The sequence below is a fragment of the Immundisolibacter sp. genome (genome assembly GCF_028696615.1).
GTDB lineage: Bacteria > Pseudomonadota > Gammaproteobacteria > Immundisolibacterales > Immundisolibacteraceae > Immundisolibacter.
The window spans coordinates 1-18,596 of record NZ_JAQVGQ010000010.1; the positions used below are offsets into that span (position 1 = coordinate 1).

Annotated in this window: 17 protein-coding genes and 1 tRNA gene; all 18 read left to right on the forward strand. The window is 66.6% G+C overall.

Annotation, left to right across the window (positions count from 1 at the left end):
- A partial coding sequence (locus PHC73_RS01490) for a gamma-glutamyl-gamma-aminobutyrate hydrolase family protein (protein WP_300123794.1) occupies positions 1-453 on the forward strand: 453 nt, incomplete at its 5' end.
- Between the two features lie 8 nt (positions 454-461).
- Positions 462-3,686: a carbamoyl-phosphate synthase large subunit gene (gene carB / locus PHC73_RS01495; protein WP_300123795.1), complete on the forward strand. Its 3,225-nt coding sequence runs from the start codon at positions 462-464 to the stop codon at positions 3,684-3,686.
- Positions 3,683-4,159 carry a transcription elongation factor GreA gene (greA, locus tag PHC73_RS01500; RefSeq protein WP_300123796.1) on the forward strand — a complete coding sequence of 159 codons (477 nt, stop codon included), beginning with the start codon at positions 3,683-3,685 and terminating at the stop codon, positions 4,157-4,159. The genes carB and greA overlap by 4 nt, the downstream gene beginning before the upstream one ends.
- A 66-nt stretch (positions 4,160-4,225) precedes the next feature.
- Positions 4,226-4,879: an RlmE family RNA methyltransferase gene (locus PHC73_RS01505; protein ID WP_300123797.1), complete on the forward strand. Its 654-nt coding sequence runs from the start codon at positions 4,226-4,228 to the stop codon at positions 4,877-4,879.
- A 9-nt stretch (positions 4,880-4,888) separates the two neighbouring features.
- Complete coding sequence (gene ftsH / locus PHC73_RS01510) at positions 4,889-6,775, forward strand: ATP-dependent zinc metalloprotease FtsH (protein ID WP_300123798.1); 1,887 nt, start codon at positions 4,889-4,891, stop codon at positions 6,773-6,775.
- Positions 6,776-6,866: 91 nt separating this feature from the next.
- Positions 6,867-7,661 (forward strand): dihydropteroate synthase, encoded by a 795-nt coding sequence (gene folP / locus PHC73_RS01515; protein ID WP_366949774.1) that lies wholly within the window; start codon positions 6,867-6,869, stop codon positions 7,659-7,661.
- A gap of 56 nt (positions 7,662-7,717) precedes the next feature.
- Positions 7,718-9,064 (forward strand): phosphoglucosamine mutase, encoded by a 1,347-nt coding sequence (gene glmM, locus PHC73_RS01520; RefSeq protein WP_300123817.1) that lies wholly within the window; start codon positions 7,718-7,720, stop codon positions 9,062-9,064.
- Between the two features lie 180 nt (positions 9,065-9,244).
- Complete coding sequence (gene tpiA, locus PHC73_RS01525; protein WP_300123800.1) at positions 9,245-9,988, forward strand: triose-phosphate isomerase; 744 nt, start codon at positions 9,245-9,247, stop codon at positions 9,986-9,988.
- On the forward strand, positions 9,988-10,335 hold the full coding sequence (secG, locus tag PHC73_RS01530) for a preprotein translocase subunit SecG (protein WP_300123801.1): 348 nt from the start codon (positions 9,988-9,990) through the stop codon (positions 10,333-10,335). The genes tpiA and secG overlap by 1 nt, the downstream gene beginning before the upstream one ends.
- Positions 10,336-10,339: 4 nt before the next feature.
- Positions 10,340-10,424: transfer RNA gene (locus PHC73_RS01535), tRNA-Leu, on the forward strand.
- A gap of 221 nt (positions 10,425-10,645) precedes the next feature.
- Positions 10,646-11,008, forward strand: a complete 363-nt coding sequence (locus PHC73_RS01540; RefSeq protein WP_300123802.1) for an NADH-quinone oxidoreductase subunit A — start codon at positions 10,646-10,648, stop codon at positions 11,006-11,008.
- Positions 10,999-11,475, forward strand: coding sequence for an NADH-quinone oxidoreductase subunit B family protein (locus tag PHC73_RS01545; RefSeq protein WP_290618518.1), 477 nt, complete (start codon positions 10,999-11,001; stop codon positions 11,473-11,475). The genes PHC73_RS01540 and PHC73_RS01545 overlap by 10 nt, the downstream gene beginning before the upstream one ends.
- A gap of 3 nt (positions 11,476-11,478) precedes the next feature.
- On the forward strand, positions 11,479-12,078 hold the full coding sequence (locus PHC73_RS01550; protein ID WP_300123803.1) for an NADH-quinone oxidoreductase subunit C: 600 nt from the start codon (positions 11,479-11,481) through the stop codon (positions 12,076-12,078).
- 6 nt (positions 12,079-12,084) lie between these two features.
- Positions 12,085-13,338: an NADH-quinone oxidoreductase subunit D gene (locus PHC73_RS01555; RefSeq protein ID WP_300123804.1), complete on the forward strand. Its 1,254-nt coding sequence runs from the start codon at positions 12,085-12,087 to the stop codon at positions 13,336-13,338.
- Positions 13,335-13,832 (forward strand): NAD(P)H-dependent oxidoreductase subunit E, encoded by a 498-nt coding sequence (locus tag PHC73_RS01560; RefSeq protein WP_300123805.1) that lies wholly within the window; start codon positions 13,335-13,337, stop codon positions 13,830-13,832. Before PHC73_RS01555 ends, PHC73_RS01560 begins: the two co-directional genes overlap by 4 nt.
- A gap of 3 nt (positions 13,833-13,835) precedes the next feature.
- On the forward strand, positions 13,836-15,134 hold the full coding sequence (nuoF, locus tag PHC73_RS01565) for an NADH-quinone oxidoreductase subunit NuoF (RefSeq protein WP_300123806.1): 1,299 nt from the start codon (positions 13,836-13,838) through the stop codon (positions 15,132-15,134).
- Positions 15,135-15,154: 20 nt separating this feature from the next.
- Positions 15,155-17,530, forward strand: a complete 2,376-nt coding sequence (nuoG, locus tag PHC73_RS01570) for an NADH-quinone oxidoreductase subunit NuoG (RefSeq protein ID WP_300123807.1) — start codon at positions 15,155-15,157, stop codon at positions 17,528-17,530.
- Positions 17,530-18,588 (forward strand): NADH-quinone oxidoreductase subunit NuoH, encoded by a 1,059-nt coding sequence (gene nuoH / locus PHC73_RS01575; RefSeq protein ID WP_300123808.1) that lies wholly within the window; start codon positions 17,530-17,532, stop codon positions 18,586-18,588. The genes nuoG and nuoH overlap by 1 nt, the downstream gene beginning before the upstream one ends.
- The last annotated feature ends 8 nt before the right edge of the window (positions 18,589-18,596 follow it).

Consider the following 18,596-nt stretch of genomic DNA (forward strand, 5'->3'; position numbering starts at 1 on the left):
CGCCAGCCGGACGGCGTGTTCCTGTCGAACGGCCCGGGTGATCCCGAGCCCTGCGATTACGCGATCGACGCCATCGGCGAGTTTCTGGACCGCGGCGTGCCGTTGTTCGGCATCTGTCTTGGCCATCAGTTACTGGGTCTCGCCGCCGGCGCGCGCACCGTGAAGATGAAATTCGGCCACCACGGCGCCAATCACCCGGTGTTCGAGGCGGCTACCGGCCGGGTGCTGATCACCAGTCAAAACCACGGCTTCGCGGTGGACGAGGCGAGCCTGCCGGCTCACCTCACGCCCACGCACCGCTCGCTGTTCGACGGCTCGCTGCAGGGCATCGCGCACACCGACAAACCGGCGTTCGGCTTTCAGGGTCACCCGGAAGCGAGCCCCGGGCCGCACGACGCGGCGCATCTTTTCAAGCAATTCGCCGACCTGATGGCGGCCCACCGCGGCGCCTGAGGACTCCCGTGCCCAAACGTACCGACATCGAGAGCATCCTGATCATCGGCGCCGGGCCGATCGTGATCGGTCAGGCCTGCGAGTTCGACTACTCCGGCGCGCAGGCCTGCAAGGCGCTGCGTGAGGAGGGCTACCGGGTCATCCTGGTGAACTCGAACCCGGCCACCATCATGACCGATCCGGACATGGCCGATGCCGTCTACATCGAGCCGATCTCCTGGCCGGTGGTAGCCAAGATCATCGAGCGCGAGCGCCCGCACGCGCTGCTGCCGACCATGGGCGGGCAGACGGCGCTGAACTGCGCGCTCGATCTGGCCCGCGAGGGCGTGCTCGAAAAATTCGGCGTGCAGATGATCGGCGCCACGCGCGACGCCATCGACAAGGCCGAGGATCGCGAGCGTTTTCGCGAGGCGATGCGCCGGATTGGCCTGGCCACGCCGCGCTCGGCGCTCGCCCACAGCATGGAAGAAGCGCTGCAGGTGCAGGCGCAGATCGGCTTCCCGACCATCATCCGGCCGTCATTCACCATGGGCGGCAGCGGTGGCGGGGTGGCCTGGAACCGCGAGGAATTCGTCGCCATCTGCGAGCGCGGGCTGGACCTGTCGCCCACGCACGAGCTGCTGATCGAGGAGTCGATCATCGGCTGGAAAGAGTTCGAGATGGAGGTGGTGCGCGACCGCAACGACAACTGCATCATCGTGTGCTCGATCGAGAACTTCGACGCCATGGGCGTGCACACGGGCGACTCCATCACCGTGGCGCCGGCGCAGACCCTCACCGACCGCGAATACCAGATCATGCGCGACGCCTCGCTGGCGGTGCTGCGCGAGATCGGCGTCGAGACCGGCGGCTCGAACGTGCAGTTCGCCGTCAACCCGGCCGACGGGCGGCTGGTGGTGATCGAGATGAACCCGCGCGTGTCGCGCTCGTCGGCGCTGGCGTCGAAGGCGACCGGCTTCCCGATCGCCAAGGTGGCGGCCAAGCTGGCGGTCGGCTACACGCTGGATGAGCTCAGGAACGAGATCACCGGCGGTGTCACGCCGGCCTCGTTCGAGCCCAGCATCGACTATGTGGTCACCAAGGTGCCGCGGTTCAACTTCGAGAAATTCCCGCAGGCCGACAGCACGCTGACCACGCAGATGAAGTCGGTCGGCGAGGTGATGGCCATCGGCCGCACGTTCCAGGAATCGCTGCAAAAGGCCATGCGCGGGCTCGAAACGGGTATCGACGGCTTCGTGCCGGCACTCGCCGGTCGCGATGAGGTGGCGCTCGACACGCTGCGCCAGCGCTTGCGCACGCCGTCCGACGAGCGCCTGCGCTACATCGGCGATGCGTTCCGCTGTGGCCTGCCGCTGGACGAGGTGCAGGCGCTGACCGGCATCGATCCGTGGTTCCTGGACCAAATCGCCGAGATCATCGAGGCCGAAGGGCAGATCGCCGCCAGCTCCCTGGCCGACGTCGATGCCGCCACGCTGCGCGCCTGGAAGCGTTTGGGCTTCTCCGACAGCCGCCTGGCGGCGCTGCTCGGTGTGGGCGAGGACGTGTTGCGCCAGCGCCGGCGCGCGCTGGGCGTGCTGCCGGTCTACAAGCGCGTGGATTCCTGTGCCGCCGAGTTCCCGGCCGCCACCGCCTACCTGTATTCCACTTACGAGGACGAGTGCGAGGCGCAGCCGACCGACCGCCGCAAGGTGATGATCCTCGGTGGCGGACCCAATCGCATCGGCCAGGGCATCGAGTTCGACTACTGCTGCGTGCACGCGGCGCTGGCGCTGCGCGAGGCCGGCTTCGAGACCATCATGGTCAACTGCAACCCGGAAACCGTGTCCACGGACTACGACACCGCCGATCGGCTGTATTTCGAGCCACTGACGCTCGAGGACGTGCTCGAGATCGTGCGCGTCGAGCGGCCGTGGGGCGTGATCGTGCAGTTCGGCGGCCAGACGCCGCTGAAACTCGCCCGGGCGCTCGAGGCGGCCGGCGCGCCCATCATCGGCACCACGCCGGATGCCATCGACCGCGCCGAGGATCGCGAGCGCTTCCAGCAGGTGGTGGACAAGCTCGGCCTGCGCCAGCCGGCCAATCGCATGGCCGCCAGCCTCGAGCAGGCGCTCATTGCCGCGGCCGAGATCGGCTACCCGCTGGTGGTGCGGCCGAGCTACGTGCTGGGCGGGCGCGCCATGGAGATCGTCTACGACGAAGACGGCCTGCGCGCCTACATGCAAAACGCCACGCACGTGTCGGCGGCCTCGCCGGTGCTGCTGGACCGTTTTCTGGACGATGCGCTGGAGGTGGACGTCGATGCCGTGTGTGATGGCAAGGAGGTGGTCATCGGCGGCGTGATGGAGCACATCGAGCAGGCCGGCGTGCATTCCGGCGATTCCGCCTGCTGCCTGCCGCCGTACAGCCTCGCGCCCGAGGTCGTGGCCGAAATGCGCCGCCAGACGGTGCAGCTCGCGCACGAGCTCGGCGTGGTCGGGCTCATGAACATCCAGTTCGCGGTCAAGAACGGCGACGTCTACCTGCTGGAAGTGAACCCGCGCGCGTCGCGCACGGTGCCGTTCGTGTCCAAGGCGACGGCGGTGCCGCTCGCCAAGGTGGCGGCGCGCTGCATGGCCGGCATCGGTCTCAAGACCCAGGGCGTCGCCGGCGAGGTGACGCCGCCGTATTTCTCGGTCAAGGAAGCGGTGTTCCCGTTCGCCAAGTTCCCGGGTGTCGACGTCATCCTGGGGCCGGAGATGAAGTCCACCGGCGAGGTGATGGGGGTGGGACGCAGCTTCGGCGAGGCCTACGGCAAGGCGCAGCTCGCGGCCGGCAATCCGCTGCCGCACGGCGGGCGCGCCTTCATCAGCGTGCGCCAGGCCGACAAGGGCACCCTGCTGCTGCAGGTGGCGCGCGATCTGCTGCGGTTCGGCTTCGAACTGGTGGCTACCCGCGGCACCGCCCAAGTGCTGGCCGATGCTGGCATTCCCTGCACCGTGGTAAACAAGGTCAAGGAAGGTCGACCGCACATCGTCGATATGATCACCAACGGCGACATCGCGTTCGTGCTGAACACCACCGAAGGCAAGCAGGCGATCGCCGATTCGTTCGCCATCCGCGCCGCGGCGCTGCGTTTCAAGGTGCCGTACACCACCACGCTGGCCGGCGCGCGCGCCACCTGCCTTGCCCTGCAGGCTGAAGGCGACCTGCGGGTCGAAAGCCTGCACCGTTTGCATACCGAGCTGACATCATGAGCCGTGAACCCATTACCGCCCGTGGCGCCGAGCAACTGCGCCGCGAACTCGAAGACCTGAAATCCGTGCAGCGGCCGCGCGTGATCGCCGCCATCGCCGAGGCGCGCGCCCACGGTGATCTGAAGGAAAACGCCGAGTACCACGCCGCCAAGGAGCAGCAGGGCTTCATCGAGGGCCGCATCAGCGAAATCGAAGACCGGCTCGGCCGCGCCGAGGTGATCGATCCGGCCAAGCTCGGCGCCGGTGGCAAGGTGGTGTTCGGCGCCACCGTGACGCTGGTCAACAACGACACCGACGAGGAGGTCACCTACCAGATCGTCGGCGTCGACGAGGCCGACATCAAGCAGGGGCGACTGTCGTTTCGGGCGCCGCTGGCGCGCGCCCTGATCGGCCGCGAGGCGGGCGACCAGGTGGTGGTGCCGGCGCCGGGTGGCGAGCAGTCGTATGAGATTCTGGCCGTCGAGTATCGGTAAACCGCTGCCGTCTGTCGGTATGTCGGTCGCGCGCAGGCGCGCCACGCCGCGGGCGGTGGCGCAGCCGTGAGCCGGCGCGGTAACACCCGGCGCTGGTTGCAGCAGCACGTCGCCGATCCGTATGTGCGCCAGGCACAGGCGCACGGGTATCGCTCGCGGGCCAGCTTCAAGCTGATCGAGATCGACCAGCGCGACCGCTTGCTGCAGGCGGGCGCGACCGTGGTCGACCTCGGCGCCGCCCCGGGCGGCTGGTCGCAGGTGGCGAGCGAGCGCGTCGGCCTGCGTGGCCGGGTGGTGGCGGTCGATCTGCTCGACATGGCGCCGCTGCCGGGCGTCGAGTTCATTCGGGGCGATTTCACGGATGACGCCGTGTTCGAGCAGCTGCTGGGCCTGCTGCCGGGCGGCGCGGACCTGGTCATGTCCGATATGGCACCCAACCTGACCGGCGTGCGCGACGTCGATCAGCCGGCCGCGCTGTACCTGGCCGAGCTGGCGCTGGATTTCGCCGGGCGGGTGCTGAAACCGCGCGGGGCGCTACTGGTCAAATGCTTCGAGGGCGCCGGCAGCCAGGAACTGCGCGCGCTGTTCGCGCGGCGCTTCGGCCAGGTGGCGGTGCGCAAGCCCGATGCTTCGCGCGACCGCAGCCGCGAGCACTACTTGATTGGCCGCGGTATGCTGCCAACATTTTCGCAACAACCCCAGCGACCGGAGAGTCCCTAGGTGAATTCAATGTCCCGCAACGTCATCCTTTGGGTCGTGGTGGCGTTGGTGCTGATGGCGGTCTTCAACAGCTTCGGCCCGCGGCGCTCCGGCGAGCATACGGTCGATTACTCGCAGTTCATCGCGCAGGTCAAGGAAGGCCAGATCGACCGGGTGGTGATCGAGGACGGCGCCGTGCGCGGCCTGACCAGCAGCGGCGAGCGCTTCGTCGTCTACACGCCGAACGACCCGCACATGATCGACGACCTGCTGGCCAACAAGGTCGGCATCGAGGTGGCGGCGCCGGATCGCCAGTCGTTGCTGATGCAGGTGTTCATCTCCTGGTTCCCCATGCTGCTGCTGATCGGCGTGTGGGTGTTCTTCATGCGCCAGATGCAGGGCGGCCCGGGCAAGGGTGGGGTGATGCCGTTTGGCAAGAGCCGCGCGCGCATGCTCACCGAGGATCAAGTGCGCGTCACCTTCGCCGACGTGGCCGGGGTGGACGAGGCTAAGGAAGAAGTGCGCGAGCTGGTCGATTTCCTGCGCGATCCGTCCAAATTCCAGCGCCTGGGTGGGCGCATTCCGCGCGGCGTGCTGATGGTCGGCTCGCCGGGCACCGGCAAGACGCTGCTGGCGCGTGCCATCGCCGGCGAGGCCAAGGTGCCGTTCTTCACTATCTCGGGCTCGGACTTCGTCGAGCTGTTCGTCGGCGTCGGCGCGTCGCGCGTGCGCGACATGTTCGATCAGGCCAAAAAGCACGCGCCGTGCATCATCTTCATCGACGAAATCGACGCCGTCGGACGCCACCGCGGGGCGGGCCTGGGCGGCGGCCACGACGAGCGCGAGCAGACGCTGAACCAGTTGCTGGTCGAGATGGACGGCTTCGAGGGCAACGAGGGCGTCATCGTCATCGCCGCCACCAACCGCCCGGACGTGCTCGACCCGGCGTTGCTGCGCCCGGGGCGCTTCGACCGCCAGGTGGTGGTGCCGCTGCCGGACATCGTCGGCCGCGCACAGATTCTCAAAGTCCACATGAAAAAAGTACCGCTTGCACCTGATGTGCAAGCTGAAGTCATTGCACGCGGCACCCCCGGCTTCTCTGGGGCGGATCTCGCCAACCTGGTCAACGAGGCGGCGCTGTTCGCCGCCCGGCAGAACAAGCGCCTGGTCGATCAGGAAGACTTCGACCGCGCCAAGGACAAGATCATGATGGGCGTCGAACGGCGCTCCATGGTCATGAACGAGGACGAAAAGCGCCTCACCGCCTATCACGAGGCCGGTCACGCCATCGTGGGGCTGTCGGTGCCGTCGCACGACCCGGTCTACAAGGTGAGCATCATCCCGCGCGGGCGGGCGCTGGGCGTGACCATGTTCCTGCCGGAGGAAGACCGTTACAGTCTGAGCCGTGAGCGCCTGGAGAGCCAGATCTGCAGCCTGTACGGCGGGCGCATCGCAGAAGAATTGGTGTTCGGGCCGCAGGCGGTGACCACCGGTGCCTCCAACGACATCAAGCGCACCACCGAGATCGCGCGCAACATGGTCACGCGCTGGGGCATGTCGGCACGCTTGGGCCCGATGACCTTCGAGGAGGACGAGGGCGAAGTATTCCTCGGACGCAGCGTGACGCAGCACAAGAACGTGTCAGACGACACGGCCGCGGCCATCGACGAGGAGATCCGCGCCATCCTGGAGCGCAATTACACCCGCGCCACCGAGATCCTGCGCGCGCGCATGGATACCTTGCACGCCATGGCCGACGCGTTGATGCGCTTCGAGACCATCGACAAGGATCAGATCGACGATTTGATGGCCGGCCGGCCGGTGCGGGCGACGACCGCACCGTCGGTGGATCGGCCGGCACCGCCACCGGCGCCGGCCGCCGACACCAGCCCCGACGGCGCCCCCAGCCTGCCCTGAAGGCGGCGGTAGCGGCGGCAGTCGGCACTCGGCGGGTGCCGTGATCATCGATTGCGCCGGAAAATCGCTGGACCTGTCGCGCCCGGCGGTGATGGGCGTGCTCAATCTGACGCCGGACTCGTTCTCGGGCGATGGCCTGCTCGATCCTGAGGCCGCCTGTGAGCGCGCCCTGGCAATGCAGGCGGCGGGCGCGGCGGTGATCGACGTGGGCGGTGAGTCGACCCGCCCCGGGGCGCGGCGTGTCACGGTGGCCGAGGAACTGCGGCGAGTGGTGCCGGTCATTGAACGCTTGGCGCGGCGTGTTGCGGTGCCGATCTCCATCGACACCCGTCATGGGGAGGTAATGCGCGCCGCCGTGCAGGCCGGTGCCGGTCTCATCAACGACATCGCCGCCTTGCGCGAGCCGGGTGCACTCGACGCCGCCGCGGCGCTTGGCGTGCCGGTCATTCTGACGCACATGCAGGGCGAACCCGGCACCATGCAGCAGGCACCACGCTACGACGATGTGGTCGGCGAGGTCATGGCGTTTTTCGATCAGCGCATGGCGGCCTGCCGGCGGGCTGGCATCGCCGACGATCGCGTGCTGCTCGATCCCGGGTTTGGTTTTGGCAAGACCGCCGCGCACAATCTGGCGCTGCTGCGGGCCCTGCCGCGTTTTGCGCACTTTCGGCGTCCATTGGCAGTGGGTTTGTCGCGTAAATCGCTGATCGGCGATCTCACCGGCGCGCCGGTAGCCAGCCGTCTGGGCGGCAGCATTGCGCTGGCCGTGTTGGCGGCCGAGCGCGGTGCGCGCCTGCTGCGCGTACACGACGTCGAATGCACCATACAAGCACTGGCAATACTGGATGCTGTGCAAGCCACGGGGGGCGGTGCGAGTACCGTGTGAGCGCTGCTCGCCGTTTGCCGCCGCAGAGCCGGCGGATCGAATTTCAGGGAGGCTGGGTGGCTGAACGACGTTATTTCGGCACCGACGGTGTGCGCGGCACGGTCGGGACTGGTTTTTTTACGCCCGACTTCGTGCTGCGCCTGGGTTGGGCGCTCGGCACCGTGTTGCGCCGTGAAGGTCGCGGCACGGTGGTGGTTGGCAAGGACACCCGCGTGTCGGGCTACATGCTCGAGTCGGCGCTCGAAGCGGGCCTGTCGGCGGCCGGCATGGATTGCCTGTTGCTGGGGCCGATGCCCACCCCGGCGGTCGCTTATCTGACGCGCACGTTTCACGCGCGTGCCGGGGTCGTGATCAGCGCTTCCCACAATCCGTACCCCGACAACGGTATCAAGCTGTTTTCGGGACACGGCGAGAAACTGCCGGACGCGGTCGAGGCCGAGATAGAGCGCTGTCTGGACCAGCCGCTGACCGTGGTGGCGGCTACCGAGATCGGCAAGGCGCGGCGCGCCGTCGACGCCGGCGGGCGTTACATCGAGTATTGCAAGCGTGCTTTGGCCGACGGCCTGGACCTGCAGGGGGTGAGGATCGTCGTCGACGCGGCCAACGGTGCGGCGTATCAGGTGGCGCCGGCGGTGTTTCGGGAACTCGGCGCCACGGTGACCGCCATCGGCGTCGCTCCGGACGGTTTCAACATCAACCTCGACTGCGGCTCGACGGCTCCCGCGGCTTTGCAGTACGAAGTACGCCGGCAGGGGGCGGATCTGGGGGTGGCCTTGGACGGCGATGCCGACCGCGTGATCCTCGTCGACGCTGCCGGTGAGTTGGTCGATGGCGACGAGATCCTCGGCATTTTGGCCCTAGCACGTCACGAAGCCGGCACCTTGGGTGGCGGGGTGGTCGGCACGCAGATGAGCAATTTCGGCCTCGAGCAGGCCCTGACCGACCGCGGCATCACATTTGTGCGCGCCAAGGTGGGTGACCGCTACGTGATGGAGCAGCTGCGTGCGCGCGGTTGGCTGCTGGGCGGGGAGACCTCCGGGCATGTGCTGTGCCTGGATCGCACAACCACCGGCGACGGCCTGGTGACGGCGCTGCAGGTGTTGTCGGTGATGCGCGCCCGGCGGCGGCCGCTGGCCGACTTGAAGCGCTTCATGCACAAGTACCCACAGCGTTTGCTGAACGTGCCACTGTCGCCGGGATACACGCCCGACGATAGCCCGTCGGTGCGGCAGGCGGTGGCGGCAGCACAGGCGCAGCTGGCCGGTCGCGGACGGGTTCTGCTGCGCAAGTCCGGCACGGAGCCGTTGGTGCGCGTGATGGTGGAGGGGGCCGATGCGCGGGAGGTCGAGGTTGTGTGTCAACAGATCGCAGACGCCGTGACTGAAGATATGAAAAGTTTTTAGGAAAAAAGGAACTACATACACTTTTTGACTCATTGGATTGGCATGCGGCGCGCTGTGATGGCGCAGCCGGGGCGATCATGACGGGGGAGGGTGACTCCCCGCCCGCCGCTGCCGTTTGATTCCCGCCACTCGTGCCGCTAACATCCGCGGCCTTCTCCGAAGCTCGGCCGAAGAGTTTTCATGGCGCGTACGTTGGTCGTCGGTAACTGGAAGATGCACGGCAGTCGGCAGATGGTGGCCGAGTCGTTGGCGGTGCTGTCTGCGGCTGCGCCGGACTTGGCCGGTGTCGGCGTGGCAGTTTGTCCGCCGTTTCCCTATTTGCAGCAAGCGGCCGCTTTGCTTGCCGGCGGGCCGGTGCGGCTGGGGGCGCAGAATCTCGCGGTCGAGCCGTCCGGCGCGTTCACCGGCGAGGTGTCCGGGCCGATGCTGCGCGACGTCGGCTGTCACTACGTCATCGTCGGCCATTCCGAGCGTCGGGCACTGTTCGGCGAGGATGACCGCCTGGTGGCACAGAAGTTTCGCGCCGCGCATCTCGCCGGGCTGCAGCCGATCCTGTGCGTGGGCGAATTGCTGGCGCAGCGCGAGGCGGGCGACACCGAGCGCGTCATCGCGTCCCAGCTCGACGCCGTGCTGGCCCTGTGCGGGGACCAGGCCTTGGCTGATGCCGTGATCGCCTACGAGCCGGTCTGGGCGATCGGAACCGGCAAGGTCGCCACGCCCGAGCAGGCGCAGGCCGTGCACCGCTTCATCCGCCAGCGTGTGGGGCGGGGCGACGCGACGCCGACGATCCTGTACGGCGGCAGCGTCAAGCCCGACAATGCGGCGGGCCTGTTCGCCCAGGGCGATGTCGACGGCGGGCTGATCGGCGGGGCCAGCTTGGTGCCCGAACAGTTCCTTTCAATCTGCAGGGCGGCGCTTTCATAATGATCGTAGTGTTGTTGGTGGTGCATCTGCTGATCTGCCTGGCGCTGGTCGGGCTGGTGTTGATTCAGCAGGGGCAGGGTGCCGATGCCGGCGCTGCGTTTGGCAGCGGCGCGTCGGCAACGGTCTTCGGCAGCCGTGGCGCTGGCTCGTTTCTGACCCGGCTGACCAGTGCGCTGGGCGCTGCGCTGTTTCTGACCAGTCTGGTGTTGGCGTATTTGGGGGCGCATGCCGGCGGTCCGGCCAGCGTTACTGATAAAATGCCGCCAGTTGAGCCGGCGCCAGTCGCGCCGGCGCAGCCCAGCCAGCCTGCGGCCCCGTCGCCGCCGCCGGCAGCGCCCGCTGAATGATTTAGCCGATGTGGTGGAATTGGTAGACACGCCATCTTGAGGGGGTGGTGACGCAAGTCGTGTCGGTTCGAGTCCGACCATCGGCACCAGGTGAGGGGCGCGCTGATTAGGCGTGGGCGCCCCGTTTGGGGCGGGATGCCCCGGCTTGAATCGAGGGCGCATCGCCCTTGATTCACGATTGGCGGCGAGCAGGGCAACCCTAGGTAGGGATGTGCCTGCGGTCTTGAAATGAACGCCCGGCCGCCGCGGGCGTGTGCAGATGTTCCAACAATAACCTGCTGCCGCGAGCCAAGGATCAGGACTACTGAGCATGTTGCTGCAATACCTGCCCATCGCGCTTTTGCTGGCGGTCGGCGTGGCCATCGGTGCCATTGCCATCTTGGCCGGCCGTTTCATCGGCCCACATCGCCCAGACCCACAGAAAGTGTCGCCCTACGAGTGCGGCTTCGAGGCGTTCGAGGACGCGCGCATGAAATTCGATGTGCGCTATTACCTGGTTGCCATCCTGTTCATCATTTTCGACCTCGAGGTCGCGTTTCTGTTTCCGTGGGCGGTCGGGCTCAAGCAGGGGCTGGTCGGCGGTTTCGGGTTCGCGGCCATGATGCTGTTCCTGGGTCTGCTGGTGGTCGGTTTCATCTACGAGTGGAAGAAAGGGGCGCTCGAATGGGAGTAGAAGCACTCGGCGAGCGGGGGTTCCTCACCACCACCGTTGACCAGGTCGTCAACTGGAGCAAGACCGGCTCGCTGTGGCCAGTGACGTTCGGACTGGCCTGCTGCGCGGTCGAGATGATGCAGGCCGGCGCGTCGCGGTACGACCTCGACCGGTTCGGCATCATCTTTCGGCCGAGCCCGCGCCAATCGGATCTGATGATCGTGGCCGGCACGCTGGTCAACAAGATGGCGCCGGCACTGCGCAAGGTGTATGACCAGATGGCCGAGCCACGTTGGGTGTTGTCGATGGGATCCTGTGCCAACGGTGGCGGTTACTACCACTATTCCTACGCGGTGGTACGCGGCTGCGATCGCATCGTGCCGGTCGACGTGTACGTGCCGGGCTGCCCCCCGACCGCCGAGGCGCTGCTGTTCGGGCTGATCCAGCTGCAGAACAAGATTCGTCGCACGCACACCATTGCACGTTGAGCCATGAGCACGCGGGCTGAACAGTTGGAGGCGGTGCTGCGCGAGCAGCTGGGTGACCGCTCGGTCAGTGTGGTGGTCGGCGTCGCCGATCAGGTTACCGTGCAGCTGAGCGCGAATGACGTGCCCGAGGTGTGTCGTGCGCTGCGCGATCGGCCGCAATTGGGCTTCGATCAGCTGATCGACGTCTGTGGCGTCGACTACGCGGAGTTTCCGGACACGTCGCCGGCGCGCTTTGCCGTCGTGTATCACCTGCTGTCGACCACGTTGAACTGGCGGCTGCGTGTGCGGGCCTTTCTAGACGACGAATTCCCGCTGGTGGCGTCGGTGGTCGACGTGTGGCCGGTGGCCAACTGGTTCGAACGCGAGGCGTTCGACCTGTTCGGCATCGTCTTCGACGGTCATCCAGACCTGCGGCGCATCCTCACCGATTACGGTTTCCTCGGCCATCCGCTGCGTAAGGATTTTCCCCTCAACGGCGAGGTGGAGATGCGCTACGACCCCGAGCAGGGGCGGGTGATCTACGAGCCGGTGAGCATCGAGAACCGCATCAGCGTGCCGCGCGTGCGGCGCGACGATTTTCGCTACGAGCACCCGGCCGGGTAGGGCGACATGGCCGAGATACGCAACTACACGATGAACTTCGGACCGCAGCATCCGGCGGCCCACGGCGTGCTGCGCCTGGTGCTGGAGATGGACGGCGAGGTGGTGCAGCGCGCCGACCCGCACGTGGGGCTGTTGCACCGCGGCACCGAGAAGCTGGCCGAGACCAAGCCGTACAACCACTCCATCGGCTACATGGACCGGCTCGACTACGTGTCCATGATGTGCAACGAGCACGCGTATGTGCTGGCCATCGAGAAGCTGCTCGGCATCCAGCCACCGAAGCGGGCGCAGTACATCCGCGTGATGTTCGACGAGATCACGCGCATCCTGAATCACCTCATGTGGCTCGGCGCGCACGCGCTGGACATGGGCGCCATGACGGTGTTCCTGTACTGCTTTCGCGAGCGCGAGGACCTGATGGACTGCTACGAGGCGGTCTCCGGCGCCCGCATGCACGCGACCTACTATCGCCCGGGCGGCGTGTACCGCGATCTGCCGGACAGCATGCCCCGCTACGAGCCGTCCAAGTGGCACGACGAGAAGGCCGTCAGGGCCATGAACCGTGACCGCGAGGGTTCGCTGCTGGATTTCATCGAGGCCTTCACCGAACGGTTTCCCGGCTGCGTCGACGACTACGAGTCACTGCTCACCGACAACCGCATCTGGAAACAGCGCACCGTCGGTATTGGCGTGGTGAGTGGTGAGCGGGCGCGCGAGCTCGGCTTCAGCGGTCCCATGCTGCGCGGGTCGGGGGTGGCTTGGGACCTGCGCCGTACACAGCCGTACGAGGTCTACGACGAGCTGGATTTCCAGGTGCCGGTGGGCGTCAACGGTGATTGTTACGACCGGTATCTGGTGCGCGTAGCCGAGATGCGTCAGAGCAACCGCATCATCCGCCAGTGCGTGGACTGGCTGCGCGCCAACCCGGGGCCGGTGATGCTGGCCGACCACAAGATCACGCCGCCGCCGCGCACCGAGATGAAGGCCGACATGGAGGCCCTCATCCATCACTTCAAGCTGTTCACCGAAGGCTACGCTGTGCCACAGGGCGAGGTGTACTCGGCGGTGGAGGCGCCCAAGGGAGAGTTCGGCGTATACCTGATCTCCGACGGCTCCAACAAGCCGTATCGGGTCAAGCTGCGCGCGCCGGGTTTTGCCCACCTGTCGGCCATCGACGAGATGGTGCGCGGGCACATGCTGGCTGATCTGGTGGCCATCATCGCCACCCTGGACATCGTGTTTGGCGAGATCGACCGATGAGCGAGCCGTACCGGGGCGTTTTGTCCGAGCATGCCCGTCACGAAATCGATCACTGGCTGACCAAGTTTCCGCCCAATCAGAAGCGTTCGGCGGTGCTGGCGGCGCTGCGCGCCGTGCAGCACGACAATCACGGCTACCTGACGGTCGAGCTCATGGACGCGGTGGCCGAGTATCTGGAACTGGCGCCGATCGACGTCTACGAGGTGGCCAGCTTTTATTCGATGTTCGAGACCAAGCCGGTCGGCCGGCACTCGATCTCGGTGTGCACCAACATCTCGTGCATGCTGCGCGGCGCCGACGAAATCGTGGCGCACGTCGAGCGCAAGCTCGGCGTGAAGCTCGGTGAGAGCACACCGGATGGCAAGTTTTATCTGAAGCCCGAGGAAGAGTGTCTGGCCGGCTGCTGCGGCGCGCCGATGATGCAGGTGGATCACGTCTACCACGAGCACCTGACGCCGCAGCGCGTCGACCAGATCCTCGACGCCCTGGATTGACCCATGACGGCCGAAGTCAAAGTCTGTTACGCGACGCTCGGCGAGCCCGAGCCGTGGTCGTTCGACACCTACACGCGGCTTGGTGGTTACAGTGCCTGGCGGCGCATCCTGGCGGGTGAACTCACGCCCGATCAGGTGATCGACGAGGTCAAGGCATCGGGGCTGCGCGGCCGCGGTGGTGCAGGTTTCCCGACCGGGCTCAAGTGGTCGTTCATGCCGCGCAATGCACCCGGTCAGAAATACCTCGTCTGTAACGCCGACGAGTCCGAACCTGGCACCTGCAAGGATCGCGACATCATCCGTTTCAACCCCCACGCGCTGGTGGAGGGCATGGCCATCGGCGGTTTTGCCATGGGCGCCACGGTCGGCTACGTCTACATGCGTGGCGAGTGGATGGACGAGGTGTTCCGGCGCTTCGAGACGGCGCTCAAGGAGGCCTATGCCGCCGGATTGCTCGGTCGCAACATTCAGGGCTCGGGAATCGATTTCGACCTCTACGGCACGCTCGGCGCCGGCGCCTACATCTGTGGCGAGGAGACCGCCCTGCTGGAGTCGCTGGAAGGCAAGAAGGGCCTGCCGCGCTTCAAGCCGCCGTTCCCGGCCGCGGTGGGTCTATACGGCCGGCCGACCACCATCAATAACGTGGAATCGATGGCCTCGGTGCCGACCATCCTGCGCAACGGGGCGGCGTGGTTCGCCGCCCTGGGCGTAGAGAAAGCCGGCGGCAGCAAGATATTTTCGGTCTCCGGGCACGTCGAGAAGCCAGGCAACTACGAGATTCGCCTGGGCACGCCATTCAAGGACCTGCTGGCGCTGGCCGGCGGCGTCTGGAAGGGCAGGCAACTGAAGGCGGTCATTCCCGGCGGCTCGTCGGTGCCGGTGCTGCCCGCGCAGGCCATGTTGGAGGCCAACATGGATTACGACTCGATCGCCAAGGCGGGTTCGCTGCTGGGATCGGGGGCGGTGATCGTGATGGACGAGACCACCGACATGGTGCGTGTGTTGCAGCGCATCTCGCGCTTTTACTTTGCCGAATCCTGCGGGCAGTGCACGCCGTGCCGCGAGGGCACCGGCTGGTTGTACCGGGTGGTGACGCGCATCGTGGAAGGGCAGGGCCGGCCGGAAGACCTCGAATTGCTGGAATCGGTGGCCGGCAACATCGCCGGTCGCACCATCTGCGCGCTGGGGGATGCCGCTGCTATGCCGGTGCAGGGCATGCTGCGACATTTCCGGCATGAGTTTGCCTACTACATCGAGCACAAGCGCAGCCTGGTCGCGGACCGGCTGGGCGTGGCCGCCTGAGCGGTCGCTGGAAGAGCCCCATGAGCGACGATCTGCTGAACATCGAGATCAACGGCATCGCGCTGCAGGCGCGCAAGGGCCAGATGATCATTCAGGCCGCCGATGCGGCCGGCATCACCATTCCGCGTTTCTGCTACCACGAAAAGCTGAGCGTGGCGGCCAATTGCCGCATGTGTTTGGTCGAAGTCGAAAAAATGCCCAAGACGGTGCCAGCCTGCGCCACGCCGCTCGCCGACGGCATGAAGGTGTTCACCAAGTCACCGAAGGCGTTGCAGTCGCAGCGCGCGGTGATGGAATTCCTGCTCATCAACCACCCGCTGGACTGTCCCATCTGCGACGAGGGCGGCGAGTGTCAGCTGCAGGACACGGCGCTCGGCTTCGGCAACCCGCAGTCGCGCTACAGCGAAGCCAAGCGCGCGGTGGCCAGCAAGGACATCGGTCCGCTCATCCAGACCGAGATGACACGCTGCATCCACTGCACGCGCTGCGTGCGTTTCGGCGAGGAGGTCGCCGGCGTCAAGGAATTGGGTGCCACCGGGCGTGGCGAGTTCACGCGTATCGGCACCTACATCGAACGTACGGTGGAGTCGGAGCTGTCCGGTAACGTCATCGACCTGTGTCCGGTCGGCGCGCTCACCAGCAAGCCGTACCGCTTCACCGCCCGCGCCTGGGAGCTTGCCCGCCGGCCGGGCGTGAGCCCGCATGATTGCGTGGGCAGCAACATCGAGATCGACGTCGCGCACGGCGTGGTCAAGCGCTTTTTGCCGCTGGCCAACGAGGCGGTCAACGAGATCTGGCTGTCCGATCGGGATCGTTTCTCGTATCTCGGCTTGCGTAGCGCCGATCGCTTGCAACGCCCGCTGTTGCGCAAAGGTGGGCGCTGGGAAGAGGTGTCCTGGCAGGAGGCGCTCGCGGCGGCCGCCGAGGGGCTGCAGTCGGTACTCAAGGAGTACGGGCCGGCGCAGCTCGGCGCGCTGCTGGCACCGACCCTGACCTGCGAAGAGCTGTATCTCGGGCAAAAGTTGCTGCGCGGCTTGGGGTCGCACAACGTCGATCATCGTCTGCGGCAGGTCGATTTCAGTGCCGACGCGGTCGCACCGCGGCAGCCCACATTGCCGCCGATCGCGAGTCTGGAGCAGGTGCCTGCCTTCCTGCTGGTGGGCAGCAACCTGCGCAAGGATCAGCCGTTGCTGAACACGCGCCTTCGCAAGGCGGTGGTCAAGCATGGTGCCAGCGCGTTTGCGCTGGCCAGCTACGACTACGCGTTCAATTACCCGCTGCGTGGGCGCACGGTGTGCGCGCCGCAGGCCATGGTGGGCGAACTGGCCGGAATCGCCGTGGCGCTGCTGGACGGGCAAGTCGTTCCAGCGGCCTGGTCAGGGCGACTGGCGGGCGTGTCGGCGACACCTTGGCAGCGCGAGGTGGCGAGCGCCCTGAAGGCGCAGCCTGGCTCGTTGATTCTTCTTGGTGATCAATCGGTTGCGAGCCCTTATTACGGTGCTTTGCGAGCCCTTGGCGGTCTGATAGCCGAGCAAACGCGCGGCGTATTGGCAGAAACTAGTCCGGGCGGCAACGGGGCCGGGGCGTGGCTCAGCGGTGCCGTGCCGCACCGGCGTGCCGGCGGGGCGCGGCTCGAGCAACCCGGGCTGCATGCGGCGGCCATGCTGGAGCAGCATTTGCGGGCATACCTGCTGGCCGGATTCGAGCCCGAGTTCGACTGCGCCGACCCCGCCGCGGCGCTCGCGGCGCTGTCGGCGGCGCAGTTGGTGGTGGTGCTGACGCCGTTCGTGACCGACGCGATGCGTGAATACGCCGACGTCATCCTGCCGATGGCGGCGTTCACCGAGACCGGCGGCAGCTTCGTCAACGGCGAGGGGCGCTGGCAGAGTTTCGAGGGAGCGCTCAAGCCGGCCGGCGAGGCGCGACCGGGCTGGAAGATCCTGCGCGTGCTCGGCAACCTACTGGACCTGCCCGGCTTCGACTACGACGACGTGGCGGCCGTACGCAGCGAATTGCAGGCGGCCATCGAAGCGGTGGAATTCGCGGTGTCGGCTACCGAGCCGGCCGAGCTGCGCTGGCCCGAATCGGCGGCCGGCCTGGTCCGCGTCGGCGACTGGCCCTGTTACCGCAGTGACGCGCTGGTGCGGCGGGCCGGTGCGCTGCAATTGCGTGCCGATGTGCCGAAGGCAGCGGTATATCTGAGCGAAGCGGATTGCCGGCAGCTCGGTTTCGCGGCCGGTGATCGGCTGCGCGTGCGCCAGGGAGGGGCGGTGGTGGAGCTGCCGTTGGTGGTCGACGCGCGCGTCGCCGACGGCACGGCCTACATCCCGTCCGGCATCGACGGCGTGCAGGCGCTCGGTGCGGCCTACGGTTCCCTGATGCTGGAGCGGGTGTGATGATGGAACGGCTCATGCTCCTGTGGCAGGCGCTGCCCGAACCACTGCAACTGCTGCTGTGGAACCTGCTCAAAATCGCCGTGGTCATCGTGCCGCTGCTGGTGTCGGTTGCGTGGCTGACGTATTTCGAGCGCAAGGTGATCGGCTATATGCAGTTGCGCATCGGCCCCAATCGGGTCGGGCCGCGCGGCTGGCTGCAGCCGATTGCCGATGCGCTCAAGCTGCTGACCAAGGAAGTGGTGGTGCCGGTGCGCGCCAACCGGTTCCTCTTTTATCTCGCCCCGGTGCTGGTGATCGGGCCGGCGCTAGGCGCCTGGGCGGTGGTGCCATTCGGTGAGGGGCTGGCCATCGCCGACATCGACGTCGGCCTGCTGTATGTGCTGGCGATCACATCGATGGGCGTGTACGGCGTGATCCTGGCCGGCTGGGCGTCGAATTCGCGTTATGCGTTCCTGGGGGCGATGCGTTCGGCGGCGCAGATCGTGGCCTACGAGATAGCGATGGGATTTTCCATCGTGGTGGTGCTGGTGGGGGCGGGTAGCCTGAACCTGCAAAAAATCGTGCTGGCGCAAGGCGGCAACCTGTTGACTTGGTTTTGGCTGCCGATGCTGCCGGTGGCCGTGATCTATTTCGTATCGGCGGTTGCCGAGACCAATCGGGCCCCCTTTGATGTCGCCGAGGGCGAATCCGAGATCGTTGCCGGCTTTCATGTCGAATATTCCGGCATGACGTTCGCTGTGTTCTTTCTGGCCGAATACGCCAACATGATCCTGGTGTCGACGCTGGCCACCATCATGTTTTTGGGCGGTTGGCTGTCGCCGTTCCAGGGCATTCCAGTGCTCGAGGGTGCGTTTGCGTGGGTGCCGGCACCATTATGGTTGATCGCCAAGGTGGCGTTTCTGCTGTTCTGTTTCTTGTGGTTCCGGGCCACGTTCCCGCGCTATCGCTACGACCAGATCATGCGCCTGGGCTGGAAGGTGTTCATCCCCATTACCATCGTCTGGTTAGTGGTGGTGGCAACGGCGGTGCTGTATCGCCTGCCGCCGTGGTTCAACTGAAGGGGCAT